Below are 24,010 nucleotides of genomic sequence, written 5' to 3' on the forward strand. Positions count from 1 at the left end.
TCCGCCCGCGGGAGAGAGTTCGTCAGAGAGGGAAGGTCCGCAATGCTCCGTTCCATGATCGTCACCGCCGGCGCGGGCGCGCTTTTCGCGTCCACCGCCGCCGCAACCCCCGTGTTTGTCGGTTTTATCGAGTTCCGCGACAGCTACGGCAGCACCGGGGGCGGCGAGTTCCGCGCCACCGGCAAAACCGGCTGGAGCATCGAGGTCAACCGCACCGGCACCGCCTTCCAGGGCGGCATCGCCTCGGCCCCCGGCATGTTCGAGACCTTCTGCCTGGAGGACTTTGAGAACCTGCCCTTCGAGGTCACCAACTACAAGGCCGATATCAACACAGAGACCGTCGCCCAGGCTTCGGCCTACGCCGGCGGCAATCACGGCGGTTTCAACGACGCCCTCGACCCTCGCACGGCCTACCTCTACCACCACTTCCTTGCCGGCACCCTCGCCACCCCGTACGACTACGTGAACGAGGCCAACCGCATCGACGACGCCAACGCCATGCAAACGGCGATCTGGTTCATCGAGCAGGAGCGCACCGACGCTCTCTCCGGCAAGGCCCTCGCCCTCTTCAATGAGGCTGACGCGGCCGTGACCAGCGGCGCCTGGGTTGGCCTGGGCAACGTCCGGGTGCTCAACATCTACACCAACACCGCCCGCGCCGACTACCAGGACGTGATCGTCGAGCTCGTCACCATCCCGCTGCCCACGGGCGCGGCGATGGCCGGCGTCGGCCTGGCCGGTCTTGGCCTGGTCCGCCGCCGCAAGTGATCCGCCAACACGATCGATCCACAAGGCCCCGGACCTCAGGGTCCGGGGCCTTGTACATTTGCTCCGATGCAAGGCCCCGCCGACCACCCCACCACTCTCCCTGACGGGCTGCCAGTGCCCACCGATGACGGCCTTGCGCTTCACCTCGTCCACGCGCGACTGCCGTCCCTCCCGCTCCCTGGGACTGACGGTCGCGAGCACATCCTCGCGGAGCTGACCTCCCCCACTGTTCTCTTCTTCTACCCGCGCACGGGCGTGCCGGGGCAGCCGCCCAACCTTGGCTTCGCGGGCGAGCCGTGGGAGTCGATCCCCGGGGCCCGCGGCTGCACGCCCCAGAGCTGCGGCTTCCGCGACCTGCACTCGCAGTTCCAGCAACTCGGCGTCGCCGTGCACGGCGTCTCGACTAACACCACCGAGCACCAGCGCGAGTTCAAGCAGCGCAACCACGTGCCCTTTGAGTTCCTCAGCGACTCCTCCCTCGCCCTTACGCGCCACATGCGGCTCCCCACCTTTGAGTTCCCCGTCGAGAGCGGCGGGCCAAGCACGCTTATTCGCCGCATGGCGTGGTACTGCGACGGCGGCCGCATCCTGAAGGTCTGGTACCCCGTGTTCCCGCCCGACCGCAACGCCGCCACGGTGCTGGAGTGGCTGCGGGCGCGCGACCGCGTCCGGCTCCGGCCGATCAACGCCACCGACCACAGCTACCTCGAGCAGGAGATGACCCGCCATTGGGGCGGCACGCAGATCTGGTCCCGGGGCGAGATGTACGAGGGGCTCGAACTCACCGGCCTGATCGCCGAGGTCGACGGCGAGCGCGCCGGCGCGATCACCTGGAGCGTGCTCTCGGGCGGCTACTTGTTCGAGGTGGTCACCGTCAGCACCACGCTCGAGAGCGCCGGGGTAGGGGAAAAGCTCCTCGACGCCGCGGTGCTCGAGGCGCAGCGGCTGGGGTGCTCCCGGGCCTTCCTCACCACCACCAACGACAACATGCGGGCCCTGCGCTTCTACCAGAAGAGGGGGTGGCGGATCTGCATGCTCCACCGCGGCATGGTGGACGAGGCCCGCCGCCGCAAGCCGTTCATTCCTCGAGTGGGGCTGGGCGGCATACCACTACGGGACGAGATCGAGCTGGAGCTGTGGCTGGAAGAACCGCGGGAGGACGTGCCGTGAGCGACGCCAGGCTTGACGTGCTGAAGACCTACAAGCTGCACATCGACGGGCAGTTCCCGCGCAGCGAGTCCGGCCGCTCGTGGCCGGTGACCGATGCGAAAGGCAAGGTGCTCGCGCACGTCGCCAAGGCCTCCCGCAAGGACCTCCGCGACGCGGTTGAGGCGGCACGGAAGGCCCAGCCCGGCTGGCAGAACGCCACCGCCTACCTCCGCGGCCAGATCATGTACCGCATGGCGGAGATGATGGAGGGCAAGCGGGCGGAGTTCGCCGGGGCCATCGACGCGGTGAAGGCGGCGAAGCCCGCGGGCGAGACCGGCAAGGGCAAGCCGAAGGCCGCGCGCACCAAGCCCCTCAGCGGCGACGCCGAAGTGACCGCCGCGATCGACCGCCTCGTGCACTACGCCGGCTGGGCCGACAAGTACGCGCAGGTGCTCGGCTGCAACAACCCCGTCTCGGGCCCCTACTACAACTTCACGGTAACCGAGCCCACCGGTGTGGTTGCGGTTGTTGCGCCGGACGATGCGCCATTGCTGGGCCTGGTTTCGCTGCTCGCTCCCGCGGTGTGCGCCGGCAACACGGTGATCGCGGTCAGCAGCGGGGCCAACCCCGTTCCCGCCGCCGTGCTGGGCGAGGTCTTCGCCACCAGCGACGTGCCCGCGGGCGTCGTGAACATCCTGACCGGCGACCGTGCCGAACTGATCCCGTTCATCGCCGGCCACCGCGACATCGACGCCGTGCACGCGGCCAATCTCTCCGGTGATCAGGCGACCACGCTGCGCGCGGGCGCCGCCGAGAACATCAAGCGTGTGACCGTCCGCGACGGCATCGAATGGATGGACAACGAGCAGTGCCAGTCACCGTGGTGGATCGAGTCGTTCGTCGAAATGAAGACGGTCTGGCACCCCGCGTCTGTCTGACCACTCACGTTGTGATCAACGACCGGATGAGCGCGGGCCGCTCCGGGCTGCCCGTCCGCGCGCTCAGCATCGCGGCGTGCGCAACCGGCAGGATTGACTGCACGTTCAGCGGGCCCGGATCGGGCAGCGCGTCGTCGAGCACGCGCCACAGACTCTCGCACAGGACCTCCGCCGCGTGATCCGGCGCGGCACTTCCACGAATGCGCGCAGGGTCGCGATGCTCATCACGCTTCATGCCGTCGGGGCCCAGCCACTCGAAACCATCGTCGTAGAACCGCAGCCGCCCCTGCTCCGACAGCAGGGTCACGCACAGATTCCACCGCGGCGCGGCGTTGCTGACCGCGATCAAGGCCGACCGCCCGTCCACGGTCCGGATCGTCGCGTTCAGGTCCCCGGCGACCGACGAAGGCGCTCCCTCCAGCAATCGGCGCGAGCCAACGCCCGTCGGCACGTACGCCGCGTCGATCGACTCCGTCTCCCCCACCAGCCAGTGCACAAGGTCGATGGCCCCAACCAGCCGCGCTCCCAGCGAGCCCTGGTGCGGCGCGGCCCAGTGCTCCACCAGCACGCTCCGGGCCGCCCCGAACGCCCCCAACGTCTCCTGCGCCTCCCGGAACACGCGGGACAGGCGTGGCAGCCCCAGAGTCCGGATCGACGCCGCTGGGCTCGGCGTCAGCGTCGTCCAGCCGCCCGCCTCCAGTTCCAGCGCATTCCCCGGCAGTGGCTCTGCTGACAGCACGCGCACGCCACGCGCGTGCGCCGCTGCCACCGCACCCGCATCCTCCGCCGCCGCACCGGCGCCAAAGTCCCCCACCGCCAGCAGCAGCACCAGGTCCGTGCGGCTCTCGTGCAGCACGCCGCGCAGATCGTCGGCAGCCTTCGTACCCAGGCCCGCGGCCACCGCCCCCGACTGCCCCTTCTGCGGCGACCCCGCGGCCACAAGCTCCAAGCCCGCCCGCTGTACCAGCGCCCGCGCAAGCTCCAGCTGCGCCGGGTTAGCCCAGATGACCGTGGTATGCAGTGGAGCCGCCATGCCCGTCCATGCTACCGGCTGTGGTCCGAGAACGGCGAATCCGACAGCCCACGCAGGAGAACCTAGAATGACGCTCAGTGCGGCAAGGCGGCCGCGGGCTCCGGGCAACCGGGCCTGAGGAAAGTCCGAGCACGGCAGGACACGGTGGTGGGTAACGCCCACCCGCCCGCGGGCCAGCGGGCGAGAGACAGTGCCACAGAGAACAGACCGCCGATGGCCTTGGGTACCCCGCCGCTCCGCGGCGGAGATCCTGGGCTCAGGCAAGGGTGAAACGGTGGGGTAAGAGCCCACCGCTCCTCCGGCGACGGAGGGGGCAGGGCAAACCTCACCGCGTGCAAGGTCAAACAGCTCCCGCTTGAGGCCGGTCCGGCCGATGGGGGCGGGTAGACCGCTTGAGCCCCGCGGCAACGCGTGGCCCAGAGAAATGGTCGCCCACGCCGGAACGTCCGACCCGAGCCCCCGTCAAGGTGGGTCGGATACGACCGGCGGGACAGAACTCGGCTTATCAGCCGCACGGCCACGACGCGGGCCTCTGGGAACACCGGGGGCTCGCGGCCTTTTTGCATATCGGCACGGCCCGTGCATGCGTCGTTCGCCCGCGGTTCGTGAGCACAACCCTCCCCCTGCTCAGAGGGAGGCTTGACACGCCCCCCCAGGTAAGTACTGTGGGCGCGGAGAGATTCAGCGCCACGCGCCCTTCGGCGCGGCACAAGGAGAGATTCCCGGGGGATTGCAGACGAAGCGCACGCACGCCGATAAACAGCGGCGCGCGTCGCCGCATGTGCGAAGTTCACCAGTTTACAACCGCCGTGCTCGTGTGGGCACGGCGTGCGGGATCATTGGCCGCATGTCGCGGTCCGGGTTTGTGGTTCGTGGGTCTGTCGAGGAGAACTCTGTGAGTCATACGAAGAACTGGCGGGGGCAGCGGCTGGTAGGGACAACGGCGGCGGCGCTGTGCTTGATGGCCGGGGTGGCGAGCGCCCAGATCGTCGACACGCAGGTCCCGCTCAACTACAACTGGCACGGCATGGCCACCAGCGGCGAGGTCGTCACCGCGGCCACGCCCAGCAACGCCGACAACATCCAGTACCGCGCCATCTCCGACCGCGGCCTGTACTTCGAGCCCTTTGACCCCGACTCCATCGCGGGTGCGGCCCTGGTGTCCGCCACCGGCATCACCTACGGCTTCTACAACTCCCTCGGCTACGCCAACGCCACCGATCCCAACGCTCCCACGTACAACTTCGACATCGTGCACCTGGGCGCCCGCGGCCCCTGGTACCGCAACTGGGACAGCAGCACCACCACCGATGCCGGCCCTGCGCCCGCGTGGGCTGATCCCTCCGGCCTGATCGACCACACCGGCCTGCAGACGACCGTGCTCGCAAACCCGATCACGGTGGACGGCGCGACCGAGATCGGCGTGCTCTACACCGTCAGCGACGGCGGCGGCCAGTTCGAGTGCATCCTCACGTTCTGGAACGGCTCGACCGAGACCAACGTCCCCGTGCGGCTCAATGCTCCCGACTGGTTCGGCGCCGCGTCCGACCCCGGCATCGTGTCGCCCTTCGTCACGGTGCAGAAGCGCCTTGCCCACACCAATGGCGCAGCCACGTACGTGACTTTCCGTGGCGTGCAGGGCGCCGACAGCGCCCACCTGCCCGGCTTTTCCACCACGAATGCCGGGCCCAACCTCAACGTCATCGAGGCCGTGATCAGCGTGCCCCGCATGGTGGCCAACGGCATCAACGTGGCCGGCCAGCAGCTCACCAAGATCACCTTTGGCAATGCGATGTACCCCGCCGTCGCGGTGACCGGCTCGAGCGGAAACGGCACCACCGCCACGCTCACGACCGGCACCCAGACCTATGTCGCCGGCCAGCCCATCGTGGTGACGGGCCTCAACCCCAGCACCTACAACTACAGCGGGCCGCTGGGCGGCGTCATCAGCGGCACGCAGTTCAGCTTCCCCAGCACAGCGACGGGCACCAGCACCGCCCAGATGCAGCTGAACAGCTCGATCCAGATCACCAGCCTCACCGGCAACGGCACGGTCTCCACCGCGACCACCGCCGTGCCCCACGGGCTCTCGGTGGGTGACTACGTCACCATCGGCGGCTGCACGCAGGCGGCGCACAACGGCCGCCAGCGGGTCAACAGCGTGCCGTCCGCCACGCAGTTCACCTTCACCTGCCCCGTCAACGGCAGCAGCGGCACGCAGCGCCAGGTCTACCGCCAGGGCGTCAACCGCGGCTACATGATCTACTCGGTCACGGCCCGGACCGGCCAGCCCGCCAACTCCACGCCCGCGAACGCGCAGCAGGTCTTCGCCGGCGACACCCTGACCAACAACAGCCACGCCTTCGGCGCGGCTCCCAGCGGCTGCGGTGTCGATGACACCTCCGCCGTGTGGTACTCCTACACCGCCAACACCACCGGCGGCGTCGAGGTCCGTACGTGCGGCGCCGGGTTCGACACGACGCTGGCCGTGTACACCTCCGGCCTCTCGCCCATCGACTGCAACGACAACGGGTGCGGCGCGGCCTCTCGCCTTACCTTCAGCGCCAGCAGCGGCAGCACCTACCTGATCCGCGTCGCCGGCCGCCAGGGCGCCACCGGCAACTTCACCCTGCACATCGACGACCCCGCGCACGTCGACATCACCATGCCCCTCCAGTTCAACTGGAACGGCATCTGCCACGGCCCCAGCGAGCAGACCGTGACCACCCCCGTGGCTCACGAGAACCGCTCGGACCTCAACGGCTACCGCGCCATCGCCGACCGCGGCCTGCTGTGCGACGGCGTGCAGAGCAACGCCCTCAACTTCGGGGGCACGCTCGGCCACGAGGGCATGATCTACAACGTCTACGCGACCGCCCTCCAGTCCGACATGGTGCACCTGGGCGACCGCGCTCTCGCGGCCGGGGGCATCCGCAACTGGTCGGCCCCCGGCACGACCTGGCCGCCCTCCACCAGCGACAACGGCCTGCGCCCCGCCTGGCTCAACCAGGACAGCCAGCCCACGTCGACCTCCAGCATGTCTTCGCTCAACGCCGTGTTCGGCCCGTCGACGCAGATCGGCGTGCTCTACCACATGGCCAACGGCGGCTCGAGCTTCGGCTCGATCGACATGACCCTCGCATTCACCGACACCACCTCGGTCACCGTCACACTTGATGCCACCGACTGGTTCGAGACCAACGTCACGGCCATGCCGGCAGCCCGCACCGGCGTGCTGCTCCAGCGCAAGACCGGCCCCTGGCGCGCCGTTCAGAACACCGACCGCGCCACCGACGCGGGCGTCGCCTCGGGGCGCCTGTGGGTGAACGAGGCCGTGGTAACCACAGGCTCGCTCCAGGGCCTCGGGTTTGATGCCACCGGCAAGACGCTCCAGAGCATCACCTTCGGGAACGTGCGCTCGGCCCCCAACGGCGCGGGCGACCCGGTGACCTCCGCGTTCGGCGTGTTCGCCGCGACGCTGCGTGACCCGGCCAGCTACAACATCGTCGCCGGACCCGGCGGCGTGGGCACCGTCACCCCCAACCAGCTCGTCGTCGGCGCCACGGGCAAGATGACCGTCTCGGTCTCCCGCGGCACGGGCTCGCCCAACAACATCACCTCGGTGATCGTTGACGGCAGCTCCATCGGTGTGGGCAACATCACCCTCAACGACAGCGGCACCAACGGCGACACGACCCCCAACGACAACGTGTTCAGCCGCTCGCTCGCCTTCCCCGTGAACACCACGCCGGGCACCGTCACGCTGCCCTTCACCGTGACCGACGCCCAGAGCCGCACCGCCTCCGGCAACATCATCTTCACGATGACGCTGCCCAGCGGCACCATCACCCCCAACCCCGTCCGCGCCGGTGATCCGGCGGTCGCGACCATGACGCTGCCCAACAACGGCAACATCGCGGGCGTGACCCTCGACCTCGCGCAGGTCGGCGGCACCTCCCAGGCCCTCAACGACAGCGGCGTGAACGGCGACGTCACCGCCGCTGACGGCGTGTGGAGCGTGGCCTTCACGATGCCCACCGCTGCCGCGGGCGGCACCTACAACCTGCCCCTGACGGTCACTGACGTGAGCAGCAACAGCGCCACGGGCTCCGCCTCCGTGCGTGTGATCGCCGCCCCCGGCAACGCCGCCGACCTCGGCACCCTCGCCAACGGCGTGACCACCTTCAGCGACTCGCTCACGACCACCGAGGTCAAGTGGGTCAAGTTCACCATCGCCAATGAGGTGGGCGCGAGCACCTTCCTCGACATCGACACCGAAGGCTCGGCGATGGCGCCGAACAACGACACCGAGCTGGGCATCTACGACAGCAACGGCAACCTCGTCGCCACCGACGATGACGACGGCTCCAACCTGCTCACCGCCCTCTCCTTCGGCGCCGCCAGCCCCGCCCGCCCCGCCTTCGGCAACGGCGTGGCCTACAACGGGCGCGACGGCGCGACCCTGGCCGCGGGCACCTACTACATGGCCTACGCCGGCTTCAACTCCGTCTTCAACGCCACCGAGTGGAGCGTGACCTCGCCCTCGACCTACGCCGGTCCGGTGCAGATCAACCTCCGCCTGGGCGCCGTGCCCACCGGCGGCGTCCCCACCACCTTCACTGACCTCGGCACGATCGGCACCAACCCCGTCGTCGGCAACGGCGCCATCAACGCCCCGGGCGGCACGCAGTGGTTCCGCTTCATCGTCCCCACCGATATCAACACCGCCAACCGCACCTACCTCGACATCGACACCGAGGGCTCGGGGATCACCAACACCGTCATCGGCCTCTTCCGCGATGACGGTACCGGCACCCTGGTCTCCCAGGACGACGAGGACGGCAGCGGCAGCTACAGCCAGCTCACGTACGGGCGCGGCACGCGCAATGCCGTGTTCGACGGCCTGGCGTACAACGGGCGCGACGGCGCGACCCTGGCCGCGGGCACCTACTACCTCGCGGTGACCGAGGCGACCGCCGCCTTCGGTAACAACTTCATCGTCTTCTTCAACTCCGGCACCAGCACGGGCCCCGTGACCGTCAACATCGGCCGCGGCGAGATGCCCCCGCCCAGCCTGCTCCTCATCGCCGGCCCCATCCACAACGACGCCAACAACTCCGACTACTACCTCTACGACCGCGGCCCCGCCGGCCCCATGCTGTGGACCGACGCGGAGGCCTTTGCCGTCTCGCTCGGCGGCCACCTCGCCAGCATCGCAGACGCCGAGGAGAACGAGTTCGTGCGTTCGCAGGTCGTCAACTTCGGCGGCGTCGACCGCCGCGCCTGGATCGGCCTCAACGACGCCGCTTCCATCAACAACTACGTTTGGAGCGACGGCACGCCGGTGAACTTCCTCAACTGGGCCGCGGGCGAGCCCAACCACGCCAACGGCACCGAGTTCTACGCCGAGATGCTCGGCGGCAACGGCCTGTGGAACGATCAGGACAACGACGGTCCCACCGGCCCCGGCTGCTTCACCATCGTCGAGATCGCCGGCGTGGCCTGCCCCGGCAACGAGTGCGGCCCGCAGGACTACAACGGCGACGGCGACAGCGGAACCGACCAGGACATCGAGGCCTTCTTCGCCTGCCTGGGCGGCACCTGCTGCGAGACGTGCTTCTGCCAGGGTTCCGACTTCAACGGTGACGGGGACTTCGGCACCGATCAGGACATCGAGGCGTTCTTCCGCGTCCTGGGCGGCAACCCCTGCTGATCCTGACCCGCAACTGAGCTGACCAAGGGCCCGGGGCGCAACCCCGGGCCCTTTTCATTTGAGAATGTGCGCCTTGATGCAGCCTGCCTGGATGCCTTCTGACGCGACCTCTTCGCGCTGTCAGTCGCGCCGGCCGACCACATACACCACGAAGTCGGCGTCGATCTCGTGCTCCTCTACCGCACGCACGTGCACGCGACCCTCGTGGTCGATCGCCGCGCCCATGCGGTCGTGCACCTCGGTGGAGCGGAACCCCGCCTCCGACATGGCGTCGCGCAGTTCTGGGATCGACCACAGCCGCCAGTCGTAGGTGAACGCGTCCCTGATGGTCTCGACCGTCTTGCCGTCCACGCTCACGCGGAAGTGGATCGAGTTGAGCACCCGCATCGTCAGCGGATCGACGCTCCGCTGGTGCCATGTGTAGTGCAGCACTCTGCCCGGCCCCAGCGGGATGCGTTTGGACCGCCGTCCCGGCACGAGCGCCGTCGGCCCGCCGTACAGGTCGGCCACGAAGACTCCGCCCCTGTTCAGCCGCGAGCGAACGTGCCTCAGGTACTTGACGAGCTCGCCGCGCGTGTGCCAGTAGCACACCGGGAAGTTGGTGGCCCCGATGATGTCGGCCTTGTCGCGGACCTTCAGCACATCGCCCTGCACCTTGGCCAGCCGTAACGACCGTGGGATCCGCACCAGCGTTGGCCCGTCCAGGTCCACCGCCACCGCCCGGTGCCGCCGGTCCAGCCCCAGCCACCCGCGTGACAAGGCCGCCGTGCCCGAGAAGTCCTCCCCCAGCACCCGCGCCCCGCGCCCGTGCAGCGCCATCAGGAACCGCGCCAGCGGCTCCGCACTCGTCACCGCCAGCTCGTAGTAGTCAAACCGGTCCACGGGGGACTCCCCTTCCTACTCCGCTTTCCGGTTTCCGCTTTCCGGTTTCCGCTTTCCGGTTTTCCTCACGCCATCCGCACCCACTTCACCAGCGTCGCCAGGTTCGGCGGTTTGCCGTACATCAGCACGCCCACGCGGAACACCTTGGCCGCGATCTTGAGGGCGACGTACACCGTCACCACGCCGATCCCAAGGGCCACGAACAGCTGCCACTGCGGCGGCGGCTGGCTGCTGCTCATCCGCAGCACCATCACGAAGGGGCTGATGGGCGGGACAAAGCTCATGACCGTCGCCATCATCCCCGAGGGCGCCGAGATGATCGGCATCATCAGCAGCATCGGGATCATCACCACCAGCATAATGGGCATCATCAGGGCCTGGGCCTCGTGGATGTCCGTCACCGCCGACCCCACCGCCGCCATCATCGCCGCGATCGTGAAGAACGCGATGAAGAAGAACGCCACCAGGAACCCGAAGCTCGCCCCCTCCAGCAGGTCGCCGCGGTTGAACAGCAGCAGCGAGGCGATCCCGAAGCCCGAGTACACCGTCATGATCAGCAGCCCCGCCCCCATCTGCCCCACGATTTTCCCGGTCATCAGCTGCATGGGCGACACCGCGCTCAGCAGCACCTCCATGATGCGGTTGCTCTTCTCCTCGATGGTCGAGGTCATCAGGAACTGCCCGCTGGTGAACACCGACACCCACAGCAGCATCATGAAGCCCATCGGCAGCAGGTACTGCTGCAGCTCGCCGCTGGACTTCTCGCCGGTTTTGGTCACCGCCAACGCCTTGGGCCGCTGGAGGCTGGTCATCGCCAGCACCTGCTCGGGGTCCTCGCCGTTCACCTTGAGGCGCGTCTGCACGATGGCCTTGCCCACCTGGTCGGTGATCAGCCGCTGCGCCCGCGAGTCCAGCTTGGGCTTCACGTACAGCTGGTAGCCGCCGAAGGCCTTCTCGCCCTCGCCCCGCCGGATCGCGTTCTTCTCGATCACCACCAGCGCCAGCCGCGAGCCGTCGAAGGTCGTCCCGCTCATCAGCGGCTGCTTGGCCTGCTCCAGGTCCGTCGTCGCCGGCAGCTGCTCGGGCTTGATGTCGGGCACCTTCGCGTCGCCCGTGAGCTTCAGGGCCTCGTCCACCTGATCGGCCTGCGCCGAGCCCATCTTGTCCGCGACCGTCTCGCGGATCACCTTGGCGTCGTCCGCCTTCTGCCGCTTCTGCTGCGCCGCGATCGCCTCGGGGCTCAGCAGCTCCATCACCGCCTTCGCCGCCTCCCCGCCCCGCTCAGCGTCCCCCGACAGGTCGATGATCGCCACCGTCCCGTTCACGTCCGGGCTCTTGCTGGACACCAGCAGCCCCGCGATCGGGATCGTCGCCGTGAGCACGACCGGCAGGATGAACACGCCGATCAGGAACGCCTTGGTCAGGACGGTCGCGACAAACTCACGCTTTGCGACCTGGAGCATCTTCCACATATCAGTCACCCCCCTGGTCGCCGCTGCTGCCGCTAGCGGTCACCAGCGCCGCCGCGGCCGGCGCCACCGTCTCCTCGCCCGGCGCCCCCGCGCCCTCGGGGTGCAGGCTCGCCAGCAAGGCCGCGTGCTCGGCCGGGTTGTTGCTCGTCTGCACGATGGAAATGAAGATGTCCTCCAGGCTGGGGCGGATCAGCTCCACCTTCCGCACCGGCACCAGCCCCGCCAGCACCGGGATCAACGCCGCGACATCCACGCGATCCCGCGCGTGCACCTGCCACTGCCGGCCCACTTGCTTCACGCTCTCCACCTGCGGCACCGCCTCGATCCGCGCCAGGTCGCTCGCCGACAGCGGCCGCACCGGCTCCAGCGCCACGCTCCGCGGGTCGAACCGCGAGTGGATCCGCGACGGCGTGTTGTCCAGCACCTTGTGCCCGTGATGGATCATCACCACGCGGTCGCACAGCGCCTCGGCCTGCGACATCTGGTGCGTCGAAAAGATGATCGTCTTGCCCTGCTGGTGCTGCTCGTCGATCAGCGCCCGCAGCATCCGCGAGTTCACGGGATCAAGCCCGCTGAACGGCTCATCAAGAATGATCAGGTCCGGGTCATGGATGATCGCGGCGATGAACTGCACCTTCTGCTGCATGCCCTTGGACAGCTCTTCGCACCGCTTGCGGTACGTCCCCTCCAGGCCCACCCGCTCCAGCCACGCCCGCACCTTCTTCTCCATGCCGTCGCTGGGCACGCCCTTCAGGCCAGCCATGTACTTGAGGAACGGCCCCACCTTCATCTTCTTGTAGATGCCGCGCTCTTCGGGCAGGTAGCCGATGCGGTCCTTGCTCTCGATCGCCGAGCGCTTGCCCAGCACGGAGATGTCCCCGCGGTCAGGGAACAGGATCGACATGATCATGCGGATCGTCGTCGTCTTGCCCGCCCCATTGGGCCCGATGAACCCGTGCAGGCTCCCATCCTCGATCACCAGGTCCAGGTCGTGCACGGCCACCATGGGCCCGAAAGTCTTCCGCACGCCCTTCAGCTCGATCGCATGTGCTGGCACAAACTGCTCCAGAAGCCACCCACCCCCACCTCCACCCCCACCACCCCGCCCGGGCCGCCGTGCCCGGGGAATCAACGGAAGCAGACGGCGATGGGCTGGATTATTGCCGCACGCGAACACCCCTGCCGGGGGCCTCACGTGAAGGGGGGAAGGTGCCTAGGCCGGGTGCACCGGCTTGGGAACGTGAAACCTAAGGGCGCGAAGGGGGAGCGAAGGCGCGACGTGTGCTGGTGTGAGAAGAAAAGGCAGGAACGCGGAGTGGCACGGAGGTCGGCCGAGTGCGTGGAGAGATCGCCTGCACCGTCGAGCCTTCCGCCTGCGGGATGATCCACGCCCACAGCGTTGAGCGACGCTCCCACTCTTGGGAGAGCACCGCAAACAGCAGGGAACGCCGCGGAGAGCGCGTTCAATGAGCGGGGAATAGGAGTGAACGCCGCTGAGACCGCAGGGAACGCGGCTGGAACAGCTGTGAACGGGGCTGATTCAGCGTTGAGCGGGCCTCATTCAGCAGGGAACGCCGACGAAACAGCAGGCAACGCGGACGAAACAGCAGGCAGCGCCGGTCGCTCCGAGGGCACTCGCGATCCTCGCACCGTTGAAATGGGGCCGCGGCCTTGCAGCGGCGTTCTTCCCGGACCCGCACCAATCAACGCGGCCATGGGTGCCGATCACCCCCTCCTCCCCTCTCCCACCCACCCCCTCTCCCCTACCCTCCCCCGAATGGACCTTTCTCTCACCGGCAAACGGGCCCTCGTCGGCGGCAGCTCCCAGGGCATTGGCAAGGCCGCGGCCATCGAACTGGCGGCGCTGGGCGCCTCGGTCACGCTGCTCGCCCGCGACGAGGGCCGCCTGCGCGAGGCCCTCGCGACGCTCCCGCGCCCCGACAAGGCCCAGCAGCACGCCATCATGGTCGCCGACTTCAGCGACCCCGCGAGCCTGAAGGCCGCGCTCGCCGAGGACTCCGCCTTCCACATCCTGATCAACAACACCGGCGGCCCCAAGGGCGGCCCCGCCCACGCCGCGGCCCCCGAGGACTATGAGGCCGCGTTCCGCATGCACGTGGTGTGCGGGCAGCTGCTGGTGCAGGCCCTGCTGCCGACCATGAAGGCCGCGAGGTTCGGCCGCATCGTCAACATCATCTCGACCAGCGTGAAGGCCCCCATCCCGGACCTGGGCGTTTCCAACACCATCCGCGCCGCCGTCGCCAACTGGGCCAAGACCCTCGCGGGCGAGCTCGGCCCCCACGGCATCACCGTCAACAACGTGCTCCCCGGCTTCACCGAGACCGCCCGCCTCTCGCAGCTCTTTACCGGCAAGGCCGAGAAGCAGGGCCGCACCCTCGACGCCGTGCGCGAGGAGGCGATCGCCACCATCCCCGCCCGCCGCCTGGGCCGCCCCGAGGAGGTCGCCGCCGCCGTCGCGTTCCTCTGCACCCCCGCGGCCGCGTACATCAACGGCATCAATGTGCCCGTGGATGGCGGGCGCACGCCGAGCCTGTAATCTCCCTGGGTACCCCGCCGCTCCGCGGCGGTCTTCGTTGGACGCCGCCAAACGCTCATGCCCACCACCCTCTCCAACTTCATCAACGGCCAGCACGTCCCCCCGCGCAGCGGCCAGTACCTCGACAACTTCGAGCCCGCCACCGGCGAGGTCTACGGCAAGGTCCCCGACTCCGACGGCACCGACGTCGGCGCGGCCGTCGCCGCTGCCAAGGCCGCGTTCCCCGCATGGGCCGCGACGCCCGCGGAGCACCGCTCCAAGGTGCTGCTCAAGATCGCCGACCTGATCGATGCGAACCTCGAATCGCTCGCCCGTGCGGAGTCCATCGACACCGGCAAGCCGCTCACGCTCGCCCGCAGCGTGGACATCCCCCGCGCCGCGGCCAACTTCCGCTTCTTCGCCACCGCGATCCTCCACAGTGAGTCCAGCTTCCACGAGACCGGTGCGAGGGATAGCGAGGCGATTAACTACACGCTCCGCAAACCCCGCGGCGTCGCCGGCCTCATCTCACCCTGGAACCTGCCGCTCTACCTCTTCACGTGGAAGGTGGCCCCCGCCCTCGCGACCGGCAACACCGCCGTGGGCAAGCCCAGCGAGGTCACGCCCGTGACCGCCGCGATGCTCGGCGACATCTGCAACGAGGCGGGCCTGCCCCCCGGCGTGCTCAACATCGTGCACGGCGGCGGACGCAAGGCCGGCGGCGCCCTCGTCACGCACCCCGACGTGCCCACGATCTCCTTCACCGGCTCCACGGCCGTGGGCCAGTGGATCGCCGAGCACGCGGGCCCGATGTTCAAGCGGCTCTCCCTCGAACTCGGCGGCAAGAACCCCAACCTCATCTTCGCCGACGCCGACCTTGACCTCGCGGCCAGGACAGCCGCCCGCGCCGCCTTCACCAACCAGGGGCAGATCTGCCTCTGCGGCTCGCGCGTGTTCGTCGAGCGCAGCGCCTACCAGCAGGTCGTGGACCGCATGGTCGCCGAGGCCAAGGCGCTCCGCATCGGCGACCCGCTCGAAGCCGAGACGCAGTTCGGCGCCCTGACCTCCGCCGCGCACCGCGACAAGGTCGCGAGCTACATCGACCTCGCCCGCACCGAGGGCGGCAAGGTGCTCTGCGGCGGCAACGCTATTGCAGGGAGAACCGATCGCACCAGAGGCGGCTACTTCTTCGAGCCCACCGTCATCGCGGGCCTCGACTGCAAGTGCCGCACACAGCAGGAAGAGATCTTCGGCCCCGTCGTCACCGTCACCGCGTTCGACACCGAGGCCGAAGCCCTCGCCATGGCCAACAGCACCCCCTACGGCCTGGCCGCGATGATCTGGACCAGGGACCTCTCCCGCGCCCACCGCGTGGCCGCGCAGCTGGAGAGCGGCATCATCTGGGTCAACTGCTGGATGCTCCGCGACCTCCGCACCCCCTTCGGCGGCTTCAAGCAGAGCGGCGTCGGCCGTGAGGGCGGCTGGGACGCGCTGAAGTTCTTTACTGAGCCGAAGAATGTGTGCGTGAAGCTGTGATATCGCGCTAGACACGCCTGATACAATGGATTCATGAGCCCGGACCCCATCTTCCAGCAGGCACTCTCGCTCAGTCCTGAGGATCGAGTGCGCCTCATTGATCAGCTGATCAAGAGCGTTGTCGCGACTCCTCGGTGCGACGAACTCGACCAGAAACAGAAAGCCGAACTACTCCGTCGGCTCGCAGAGGATGATGCCGATCCGGATTCGGCGCTCCCGTGGGACGAGGTGTTGAAACAGTTGAAGCGTCCGGCATGAAGCGCAGGCTGACAGTTCGCAGGCAAGCCCGTGCGGACATTCAAGCAGCGATGGCTTGGTATGAATCAGAGCTACCGGGACTGGGGGACCTGTTCCTAAGCCGAGTCGAGGAGCGAATGCGTGTGCTCGCCGAGACGCCGCGCCTGTACCCGCAGGTACTCGAATCGATCCGCCGCGCGCCCGTCAGTCGGTTCCCCTATGGAATCTACTATCGCGAGCGACCGGACCGGATCACTGTCCTTGCGGTCTTCCACTTCAAACAGTCCCCCGATCGCCTGCGAGAGCGGGAATAGTCCACACACAGGGATCGACCTCATGGACCAGAGCATCAACTCCACCCGCGCCCCCGAGCCCGTTGGCGCCTACCCCCACGCCCGCCGGGTCGGCAACCTCCTCTTCCTCTCCGGCCAGGGCCCGCGCCGGCGGGGCGACAAGAACATCCCAGGTGTGACGCTCGGCCCCGACGGCCGGGTGCAGACCTACGACATCGAGGCCCAGGTCCGCGCCTGCTTCGAGAACATCCGCGCGGTCCTGGAGGAGGCGGGCTCGTCCTGGGACAAGATCGTGGACATGCACGTCTTCCTCACCGACATGCAGCGCGACTTCGCCACCTACAACCGCATCTACGCCGAGTACTTCCCCCCCGGCCCCAACCAGCCCACGCGCACGACGGTCGAGGTCGGCGCCCTCCCCACCGCCGGCAACGCCCCGATCAACTTCGAGTGCAAGGTGATCGCGACCATCTGACGTGCCACCGAGATGTCTTCGTCCCGGTGGTCCCACGCGGGCCGTCACCCCCAGACGCTAACCGTAGACGAGACCGGAGCGCAAGATCCGGACGAGTCACCCGCGCCCGCCACCCACGGCCACACGCATACTCACGATCTGGTGTGCGCCGACCGAGAACTCCGTCACCCCACCCGCGGTCACCACGCCCGGATGACTCATCGCCCGCTCGAGCAAGTCCACCGGCTCAACAGCCTCAACCGGGACCGTCCAGTCGACGCGGCAAGTTCCCGCACGCCCGTTCGACTCCACGACTCGCACGATTACCGCGTCCCCATCCTCCGCCCGCTTCACCGCCACCACCCGCACCGCCGCGCCCCCGCTGCACTCGATCTTGAACGGCGCCCACTTCCGCACCTCCCCCGCCCGCCCAGCGACGAGCGGCACCGCCCACACCCCCCGCACCATCAACTCCGCCTCGCTGTCCACTCCCGCCGCGCGCCAGTCCCCCTGGTGCGGCATCAGCGAGTACCGGAAGCGGTGCACCCCCATGTCGGCCTGAGGGTCCGGCCACTTGCAGCTCCGCAGCAGCGACAGGCCCATCACGCCGGCGTGGCACGAGTGCCCGTACTTGCAGTCGTTGAGCACCGCCAATCCACGACCCTGCATCGACAGGTCCATCCACCGGTGCGCCGGCACTTCAAACCGCGCCTTCTCCTCGGCGGTCTCCCGCCGGGTCGCCCGCGTCACATGCCCGAAGGGAATCTCGTACGTCGCCTGATCCGCAGCGATGTTCGTCGGGAACAGCGCCCGTAGCAGCGTCCGCTCCTCGCGCCAATCCACATCGGTGTCGATGTCCAGCCGCGCCGAGCCTGGTTCCAGCGAGAATGTCTGCGTGATCCTGCTGTGCGTCCCGAGCGCACGCGTCACCCGCAACGCCGGCCGCCCCGCGCCCACCGTCACCACCTCCGCAATCCCCTCCGCGTCCACCACCCGCGGCCGCTCCATCGCCTCCGCGTCCAGGTCCCAAGCCTCCCAGTACTTCGGGTGGTCGTCGTACAGCGCCAGCTGGTTCAGCGGCTCCGCCGCCACACTCTCGCCCTCGCGCAGGTGCAGCTCGACAACTCGGCCGTGCGAATCAATCCGTGCTGACAGGCGATCGTTTGCGAGTTCAAAGAACTCGCCGCTGACCCCGCGAACAACAGGTGAATGGTTGCGGGCTGAAAGCCCGCCCCCCCGGTCCGCATCATCGACCACCTTCACGCCGAGCGCGGGCACATCCTCGGCCCACACACCGCGCGTCTCCCCGCCCTCCTGCCACTCTACCCACTGCGACCTTGGCCCCGACCCGGGGTTGAACACCGCCACCGGGCGCGTCATCCCCCGCGTGTCCAGCCGCGTGCAGATCGCCGCCACCGCCCCCGCCTCCACCTCCGCGCACAACCGCCGCACCTCCGCGTGATCCCTCGCCGCGTCCTCGTACACCTCCCCGATCGATGACCCCGGCAGGATGTCATGGAACTGGTTCAGCAGCGTCAGCTCCCACGCCCTCCTCATCGAAGCCGAAACTGAGCCGCTCCCCCCCGATGCCGGGACTGAGCCGCTCTGGGCGAAGTCCCGGATTGGCGGCGATCCGGCAATCACGCTGAGCCATTCCACCACCCGCAGCGACGCCTCCGCCCACGCATTGTCTCGCTTCACCCGCGCCTGCGTCGTGTACGTCCCCCGGTGCCGCTCCAGGTACAACTCCCCCTCGTACACCGGGAAGTCCCGCCCTTCGCGCACCAGCTCACCTCGCCGCGCGTGCAGCGCCTCAATGAACTCCGCGCACCCGCTCACCTCCGCTTGCGGCAGCCCCTCGCTCCCGCGCGACAGCTGCGCGTTAAGGATGTTCCAGTCCGTCGGCCCACCGCCGCCATCCCCGAACCCGAACGGCTGCATCCACACACCCACTCCCAGATCGTCCTTCCGCGCCGCGATCTTCATCCCGCGCCGCAGCTCGAACGGCGTGTTCGTCGCGTTGTACTCCTGCCCCGGCGTCAGGTGGCTCACGATCTCCGTGCCGTCAATGCCGCGCCAGCGGAAGTACAGGTGCGGGAACTCATTCGTCTCGTTCCACCACAGCTTGTTGGTGATGAACGTGTCCAGCCCCGCGAGCCTGAAAATCTGCGGCAGGCTCGCGGCGAACCCAAAGGTGTCCGGCAGGTACGCCAGCCGCTGCCGCCCCCGCGCGCCGAACGCCGCCTCCATCCACCGCGTCCCGTACAGCACCTGCCGCACGAACGACTCGCCGCACGGCAGGTTCCCGTCGGGCTCCACCCACATCGAACCCATCGGCTGCCACCGCCCCTCCGCCACCCGCCGCGCGATCTGCGCGAACAGCCCCGGCGCACTCTCCCGCACCCACGCGTACTGCTGCGGCTGGCTGCACAGGAATCGAAACTCCGGAAACCGCTCCATCAGCCGCAGCGCGTTCGCGAACGTCCGGTGCGCCTTTCGACGCGTCTCCGCAAGAGGCCACATCCACGCCGTGTCCAGGTGCGCGTGCCCCACGGCGAAGCACCGCTTGCTGCTCCCCGCAACTGCGCCCGCCCCGTCCTTCTCCAGCTCCTCCCGCCGCTGCACCTCGAAGGCCGCCTCCCGCCACTCCCGCCACGCGGCCTCATCAAACACCGCCAGCTCGCACAGCAAGAGCCGCCCCGGCGTCGGCGTCGACCACCGCGCCTCCACCTCCGGCTTGTCCCAGAAGAACCACCCCACACCCAGCGGGTGGTTGCACGCGGCCTCCACCAGCACATCCACCTCCGGCCCGAACCCCTCCGGCAGCAACGCCGCGTCGCGGTTCAGATCAAACCCGTGGTACGGCTCACCGCCAATCCACAGCAGCGCTTCCGTCCCCGAATCAAACCGCAGCGCCCACCGGCATCCCTCCGCCGCCGCGCCAGGCACCCGCCCGCGGACGCGGAACCACGCCGTGGACCACTTCGGCCCCCACTCCCACCCCGCCCCAGCCTTCACCGGCTGAAACCGCTCGCCGACCACCGCCGCCAGCCGCCGCCGGTCCGCGCACTGGAACACGCCGACATCCAGCGGCACCGCCTCCTGCCAGACCCGCGGCGCCAGCACCTCATCACAGTGCTTCTTCAGTTGCTCGATCGATACGGACGGCATCGGAACCAGAATAGCCGTTCGTAACGAGCCCCGAACGGAGTGAGCGGGCCGGCCTCACTCAACCCTGGAACACGCGGCAGCAAACGACGTCTTCTGCTCCGACATACCCGTCACTGCGTTCCGGGCTCGTCGGCAACGGCGTCCGCCTTCTCCGCGCCCCCACGTCTCCGCGAGAACTTTCTCACTCCCCCTCCGGCCGCCCCAGCTTCTTCACGGTCCCGCCCTTGCACTCCACCAGCACCTCGTCGGCCTCGTACAGGAACAGCCCGTGGTCCACGATGCCCGACACATGGTCGAGCTCGAGCGCCAGCTCCTCAAGGTCGCGCTCGGGCAGCCGGATGTCCAGCACCACGCCGCCGCCCTCGGAGATGTAAAGGTTCCCGTCAAGGTTGTAGCGGGCGACGCCCACCAGCCCCATGTCCCGCAGCCGCCGCCGGATTGACGCGATGCCGAAGGGGATGATCGTCACCGCCAGCAGCGCCTTGCTGCCCAGCCGCGGCACCAGCTTCTCCTCGCTCGCCAGGTACACGCACCTGCGGCTCGCCTCCGCCACCAGCCGCTGCCGGGTGATGGCGCCGTGCTGCCCCTTGAGCATCCGCAGCGAGTAGTCCACCTCGTTCGCGCCGTCGAACAGGTAGTCGACGACCTCGATCTCCGCGAAGGGCACCGTCGGCAGCCCCAGCTCGCGGGCCAGGTCCTCGGTCGCCTTGCTCGTCGACACACAGTCGATATCGAGCTTCTCTTCTTTGACGCGGTGCGCCAGGGCGCGGATCGCACGGTTGGCCGTCAGCCCCGTGCCCATCCCGACCACCATGCCGCTCTTGATCTCCGCCACCGCTGCCTTCGCGAGACAGTCCATACCTTGGCACCCCGGCAGCACGACCTGCATCGACGGGCACGCGGGCACCGCGTGGGCCGGCGCCTTCCCGAAGCTGGGGTTGGCCTCGCCCGCGGTCGTGGGTTGCGATGGGTTCTGTGGGTTAGTCAAACCTGATCCCCTGTGCAAGCTTGAGCTGTGTTCCAAAGTTGATGGTGCACGTCTGGCGGCGCATATACGCCTTCCAGGAATCCGACCCTGACTCTCTGCCACCACCCGTCTCCTTCTCGCCGCCGAACGCGCCGCCGATCTCGGCCCCGCTCGTCCCAATGTTCACGTTCGCGATCCCGCAGTCACTGCCCCAAGGCGACAAAAACTGCTCCGCCGCGCGCAGGCTGTCGGTGAAGATCGCCGACGAGAGCCCCTGGGCCACCGCGTTGTTCTGCGCGATCGCCCCCGCGATATCGCTCGTTCCACCCTTGTCCCCGAACGTGCTCACGTACAGGATCGGCGCGAACGTCTCCTCGCAGCTGATCGGCAGCACCTTGCCCGCGGGCATCCTCACAATGGTCGGCTCGACGTAGTTGCCATTGAGGCCATCCACCTTCGCCCGCCCGCCGCCGACGACCACCGTCCCGCCCTGCTCCTTCGCGCTCTGCACCGCCGCGAGGAAGCCGTCCACGGCCTTGGCGTTGATCAGCGGCCCCACCAGCGTCCCCTCCTTGAGAGGGTCGCCGATCCGCACCGTCTTGTACGCCGCCGCGAGCTTCGTCACGACCTCGTCCACGATCGACTCGTGCACGATCAAGCGGCGCGTCGTCGTGCACCGCTGCCCCGCCGTGCCGATCGCCGCGAACACCACCGCCGGAATCGTCAGCTTCAGGTCCGCGCTCTTGTCGATGATGACCGCGTTGTTCCCGCCCAGCTCCAGCAGGCAGCGGCCCATCCGCTCCGCCACCACCTGCCCCACGGCCTTGCCCATCCGCGTCGAGCCCGTCGCCGAAATCAGGGGGAACCGCGCATCCGCGACCATCCGCTTGCCCACAACGTCATCGGTCCCGATCACGAGCTTGAACACGCCCGGGTGCCCCATCGCCGTCGCGACGCGGTCCGCGATCGCGTTGCTCGCCATCGCCGTGAGCGGCGCGAGCAGGCTGGGCTTCCACACCACCGTGTCCCCGCACACCGCCGCGAGCATCGCATTCCACGCCCACACCGCGTTGGGGAAGTTGAACGCCGAGATCACGCCCACCGGCCCCAGCGGCAGCCACTGCTCGAACATCCGGTGCTGCGGCCGCTCGCTCGGCATCGTGAGCCCGTACAGCTGCCGCGACAGGCCCACCGCGAAGTCCGCGATGTCGATCGTCTCCTGGACCTCGCCTAAACCCTCCTGCCGGATCTTCCCGACCTCGAGGCTGACAAGCTCGCCCAGCGCCGCCTTGTGCTTGCGAAACTCCTCACCGATCGCCCGCACCACCAGCCCGCGCTCCGGCGCCGGCACCTCCCGCCACCGCAGGAACGCCGCGCTCGCCTCCGCCACCACCTTCTCGTAGCTCTCCGCCGTGTCCAGCCTGATCCCCGCGATTGCCTGGTTCGTCGCGGGGTTCACGACCGTGACGATCCCCTTGTCCTGGCTGCCCGCTTGGAGAGCGTGGGGGGCAACGAACCGCGGGTCCTTGTCCAGCCCAAGCTGCGTGATCACAGGGTGAAGAGTGGAGGTCGTGGGGGTCATCGCATGAGTCTAGGACCCGGGGGGGCGGGCTTTCAGCCCGCAGCTTTGCTCCCCCTTCCCCTCTCCAACCTCCCCCACCAAGGCATTCTGACGCGGGCCCAAAGCCCGCCCCCCGCCCCCCCCGCACCGCGCACGGCCCGCCTGATGAGGTACTCTCCAATGGAAGGAGACGCGCCATGCACGCGAAAGTCCTCTCGGCCCTCGCCCTCACGCTCCTCGCCCTCCCCGGCTGCTCCGGCAACCGCTGGTCCGAGTCCTTCCAGCCCGACCGCCTGCACGCCGACGCCCTCGCCGCCCCCGGCCTCATCCGCCCCGACGTGCGCGTGGTGCCGCCCGAGCGCATGCTCGAAGCGATCGACGCGGAGACGAAGTTCCTCGCCGACCACTCGCGCACGCGGGCCAACATCTCGCCGCGCCAGCAGCGCGACCTCCAGCGCCTCCAGTTCCCCATCCTCGGCCTGCTCAACGACCCCGACACCACCATGCTCCTGGGCACCGCCGAGGTCACCTCCGACAAGCCCCTCGAACCCACCGACCCCGCCATCGCCGCCGCCGCCCAGGACGCCGGCGCCTCCGTCGCCGTCGTCACCGTCTTCCCCCCCGACACCCCCGGGGGTATCACCACCGCCCCCACCGCCGCCCCCACCGAGGGCACCCGTTTAAAACCCCGCTGGCGCGGCCTCGCCTGGTACTACGCCCCCGCGCGCTAAGCAGCGCGCAAGCCCGCGTTTGCTCCCGCCGCGGACGCGGCGCACGGCCCTCGCCGGGGGTGTCGTCCGCGACACCCCCCACCCCCGGCCCGCCGCCCGCGCAACCACGCCGCCCCAGCGGGGCGGGTGTCGCCCACCTGTTACCGTGTTCCAATGCCGGCGATCCAGAACAAGGAACTCGTTGAGGCGGCGGTCGGCCGGTGGCACGCCGGGGACGTTGCCTGGGTCTCGGCGGTGCACCTGCGTGAGGATGCGACACTCGTTCTCACGGCCCTCATGCAGCGGCGGGATCATGCCCTCAAGGGCTGGCCCGCGCGGGATCTGCCTGTCCATCAGGTCACAATGGAGTTCGGCGGTGTCCGCGACCTGTCACTCCTGGCCCCCGGCGGGCTGCCGGTGCAGATCGGGGGGTTCGATATCGAAGATTGCTCAGATGCGCAGATGGAGGGCATCGCGTTCCGCGTGAGCGACTATGAGCACGGGCGCCTCTCTTTCGCGTGCTCGACCATCCGGGTCGCCTCCGTGGCCGCGGCCACGCACCCCTAGGGTGGCGTTAGTTACCATGCTCT

The 24,010-nt window shown here is 68.8% G+C and carries 18 protein-coding genes and 1 other RNA gene; 12 read left to right on the top strand and 7 right to left on the bottom strand.

Going from position 1 to position 24,010, the window contains the following annotated elements:
• Positions 1–42: 42 nt before the first annotated feature.
• The 3 genes from VD997_01585 (at position 43) to VD997_01595 (ending at position 2,855) form a co-directional block, all read left to right on the top strand.
• Positions 43–768, top strand: coding sequence for a VPLPA-CTERM sorting domain-containing protein (locus VD997_01585; GenBank protein ID HYE60663.1), 726 nt, complete (start codon positions 43–45; stop codon positions 766–768).
• Positions 769–834: 66 nt separating this feature from the next.
• Positions 835–1,938, top strand: coding sequence for a GNAT family N-acetyltransferase (locus tag VD997_01590; GenBank protein ID HYE60664.1), 1,104 nt, complete (start codon positions 835–837; stop codon positions 1,936–1,938).
• The gene (locus VD997_01595) at positions 1,935–2,855 is read left to right on the top strand and encodes an aldehyde dehydrogenase family protein (protein HYE60665.1); all 921 of its coding nucleotides are present in this window, start codon (positions 1,935–1,937) and stop codon (positions 2,853–2,855) included. Before VD997_01590 ends, VD997_01595 begins: the two co-directional genes overlap by 4 nt.
• A 4-nt stretch (positions 2,856–2,859) precedes the next feature.
• Here the strand turns inward: VD997_01595 and VD997_01600 are convergent, their stop codons facing one another.
• On the bottom strand, positions 2,860–3,888 hold the full coding sequence (locus VD997_01600) for a hypothetical protein (protein HYE60666.1): 1,029 nt from the start codon (positions 3,886–3,888) through the stop codon (positions 2,860–2,862).
• Between the two features lie 75 nt (positions 3,889–3,963).
• On the opposite strand from VD997_01600, the gene rnpB reads away from it, so the two are divergent.
• An RNA gene (gene rnpB, locus VD997_01605) (RNase P RNA component class A) lies at positions 3,964–4,409 on the top strand.
• A 374-nt stretch (positions 4,410–4,783) separates the two neighbouring features.
• A complete protein-coding gene (locus tag VD997_01610; protein ID HYE60667.1) occupies positions 4,784–9,601 on the top strand; it encodes a lectin-like protein in 4,818 nt (1,605 codons plus the stop codon).
• A gap of 120 nt (positions 9,602–9,721) precedes the next feature.
• Here the strand turns inward: VD997_01610 and VD997_01615 are convergent, their stop codons facing one another.
• The 3 genes from VD997_01615 to VD997_01625 form a co-directional block, all read right to left on the bottom strand.
• Positions 9,722–10,483 carry a hypothetical protein gene (locus tag VD997_01615; protein ID HYE60668.1) on the bottom strand — a complete coding sequence of 254 codons (762 nt, stop codon included), beginning with the start codon at positions 10,481–10,483 and terminating at the stop codon, positions 9,722–9,724.
• 65 nt (positions 10,484–10,548) lie between these two features.
• Positions 10,549–11,955 (bottom strand): ABC transporter permease, encoded by a 1,407-nt coding sequence (locus VD997_01620; protein ID HYE60669.1) that lies wholly within the window; start codon positions 11,953–11,955, stop codon positions 10,549–10,551.
• A 1-nt stretch (position 11,956) separates the two neighbouring features.
• Positions 11,957–13,012, bottom strand: coding sequence for an ATP-binding cassette domain-containing protein (locus VD997_01625; GenBank protein HYE60670.1), 1,056 nt, complete (start codon positions 13,010–13,012; stop codon positions 11,957–11,959).
• Between the two features lie 720 nt (positions 13,013–13,732).
• On the opposite strand from VD997_01625, the gene VD997_01630 reads away from it, so the two are divergent.
• From VD997_01630 to VD997_01650, 5 genes are read left to right on the top strand one after another with little or no spacing between them, the layout of a single operon-like run.
• Complete coding sequence (locus VD997_01630; protein ID HYE60671.1) at positions 13,733–14,512, top strand: SDR family oxidoreductase; 780 nt, start codon at positions 13,733–13,735, stop codon at positions 14,510–14,512.
• Between the two features lie 57 nt (positions 14,513–14,569).
• On the top strand, positions 14,570–16,027 hold the full coding sequence (locus tag VD997_01635) for an aldehyde dehydrogenase (GenBank protein ID HYE60672.1): 1,458 nt from the start codon (positions 14,570–14,572) through the stop codon (positions 16,025–16,027).
• Positions 16,028–16,060: 33 nt separating this feature from the next.
• Positions 16,061–16,285, top strand: coding sequence for an addiction module protein (locus tag VD997_01640; GenBank protein ID HYE60673.1), 225 nt, complete (start codon positions 16,061–16,063; stop codon positions 16,283–16,285).
• On the top strand, positions 16,282–16,578 hold the full coding sequence (locus VD997_01645) for a type II toxin-antitoxin system RelE/ParE family toxin (GenBank protein HYE60674.1): 297 nt from the start codon (positions 16,282–16,284) through the stop codon (positions 16,576–16,578). The genes VD997_01640 and VD997_01645 overlap by 4 nt, the downstream gene beginning before the upstream one ends.
• A gap of 22 nt (positions 16,579–16,600) precedes the next feature.
• The gene (locus VD997_01650) at positions 16,601–17,032 is read left to right on the top strand and encodes a RidA family protein (protein HYE60675.1); all 432 of its coding nucleotides are present in this window, start codon (positions 16,601–16,603) and stop codon (positions 17,030–17,032) included.
• Between the two features lie 96 nt (positions 17,033–17,128).
• Here VD997_01650 and VD997_01655 read toward each other — a convergent pair whose 3' ends face one another.
• The 3 genes from VD997_01655 to VD997_01665 all read right to left on the bottom strand — a co-directional run bounded on the left by VD997_01655 (position 17,129) and on the right by VD997_01665 (position 22,731).
• Positions 17,129–20,182: a glycoside hydrolase family 38 C-terminal domain-containing protein gene (locus VD997_01655; GenBank protein HYE60676.1), complete on the bottom strand. Its 3,054-nt coding sequence runs from the start codon at positions 20,180–20,182 to the stop codon at positions 17,129–17,131.
• Positions 20,183–20,363: 181 nt separating this feature from the next.
• Complete coding sequence (gene rpiA / locus VD997_01660) at positions 20,364–21,170, bottom strand: ribose 5-phosphate isomerase A (GenBank protein ID HYE60677.1); 807 nt, start codon at positions 21,168–21,170, stop codon at positions 20,364–20,366.
• Entirely contained in the window at positions 21,163–22,731 is a 1,569-nt protein-coding gene (locus VD997_01665) for an aldehyde dehydrogenase family protein (protein ID HYE60678.1), read from the bottom strand. Before VD997_01665 ends, rpiA begins: the two co-directional genes overlap by 8 nt.
• 176 nt (positions 22,732–22,907) lie before the next feature.
• Here VD997_01665 and VD997_01670 point away from each other — a divergent pair, with 176 nt between their 5' ends.
• Both VD997_01670 and VD997_01675 read left to right on the top strand, forming a co-directional pair.
• A complete protein-coding gene (locus VD997_01670) occupies positions 22,908–23,441 on the top strand; it encodes a hypothetical protein (protein ID HYE60679.1) in 534 nt (177 codons plus the stop codon).
• A gap of 153 nt (positions 23,442–23,594) precedes the next feature.
• Positions 23,595–23,987 (top strand): hypothetical protein, encoded by a 393-nt coding sequence (locus VD997_01675; GenBank protein HYE60680.1) that lies wholly within the window; start codon positions 23,595–23,597, stop codon positions 23,985–23,987.
• Positions 23,988–24,010: the final 23 nt, after the last annotated feature.

The organism is Phycisphaerales bacterium (genome assembly GCA_035627955.1).
Lineage (GTDB): Bacteria > Planctomycetota > Phycisphaerae > Phycisphaerales > UBA1924 > JAEYTB01.

Excerpts from the sequence above, each read along its gene's own strand:
- VD997_01640 (HYE60673.1), top strand. The coding sequence starts at position 16,061 with ATGAGCCCGGACCCCATCTTCCAGCAGGCACTCTCGCTCAGTCCTGAG.
- VD997_01670 (HYE60679.1), top strand. The coding sequence starts at position 22,908 with ATGCACGCGAAAGTCCTCTCGGCCCTCGCCCTCACGCTCCTCGCCCTC.
- VD997_01645 (HYE60674.1), top strand. The coding sequence starts at position 16,282 with ATGAAGCGCAGGCTGACAGTTCGCAGGCAAGCCCGTGCGGACATTCAA.
- VD997_01590 (HYE60664.1), top strand. The coding sequence starts at position 835 with ATGCAAGGCCCCGCCGACCACCCCACCACTCTCCCTGACGGGCTGCCA.
- VD997_01585 (HYE60663.1), top strand. The coding sequence starts at position 43 with ATGCTCCGTTCCATGATCGTCACCGCCGGCGCGGGCGCGCTTTTCGCG.
- VD997_01665 (HYE60678.1), bottom strand. The coding sequence starts at position 22,731 with ATGACCCCCACGACCTCCACTCTTCACCCTGTGATCACGCAGCTTGGG.
- VD997_01630 (HYE60671.1), top strand. The coding sequence starts at position 13,733 with ATGGACCTTTCTCTCACCGGCAAACGGGCCCTCGTCGGCGGCAGCTCC.
- VD997_01620 (HYE60669.1), bottom strand. The coding sequence starts at position 11,955 with ATGTGGAAGATGCTCCAGGTCGCAAAGCGTGAGTTTGTCGCGACCGTC.
- VD997_01675 (HYE60680.1), top strand. The coding sequence starts at position 23,595 with ATGCCGGCGATCCAGAACAAGGAACTCGTTGAGGCGGCGGTCGGCCGG.
- VD997_01650 (HYE60675.1), top strand. The coding sequence starts at position 16,601 with ATGGACCAGAGCATCAACTCCACCCGCGCCCCCGAGCCCGTTGGCGCC.
- VD997_01655 (HYE60676.1), bottom strand. The coding sequence starts at position 20,182 with ATGCCGTCCGTATCGATCGAGCAACTGAAGAAGCACTGTGATGAGGTG.
- VD997_01600 (HYE60666.1), bottom strand. The coding sequence starts at position 3,888 with ATGGCGGCTCCACTGCATACCACGGTCATCTGGGCTAACCCGGCGCAG.
- VD997_01635 (HYE60672.1), top strand. The coding sequence starts at position 14,570 with ATGCCCACCACCCTCTCCAACTTCATCAACGGCCAGCACGTCCCCCCG.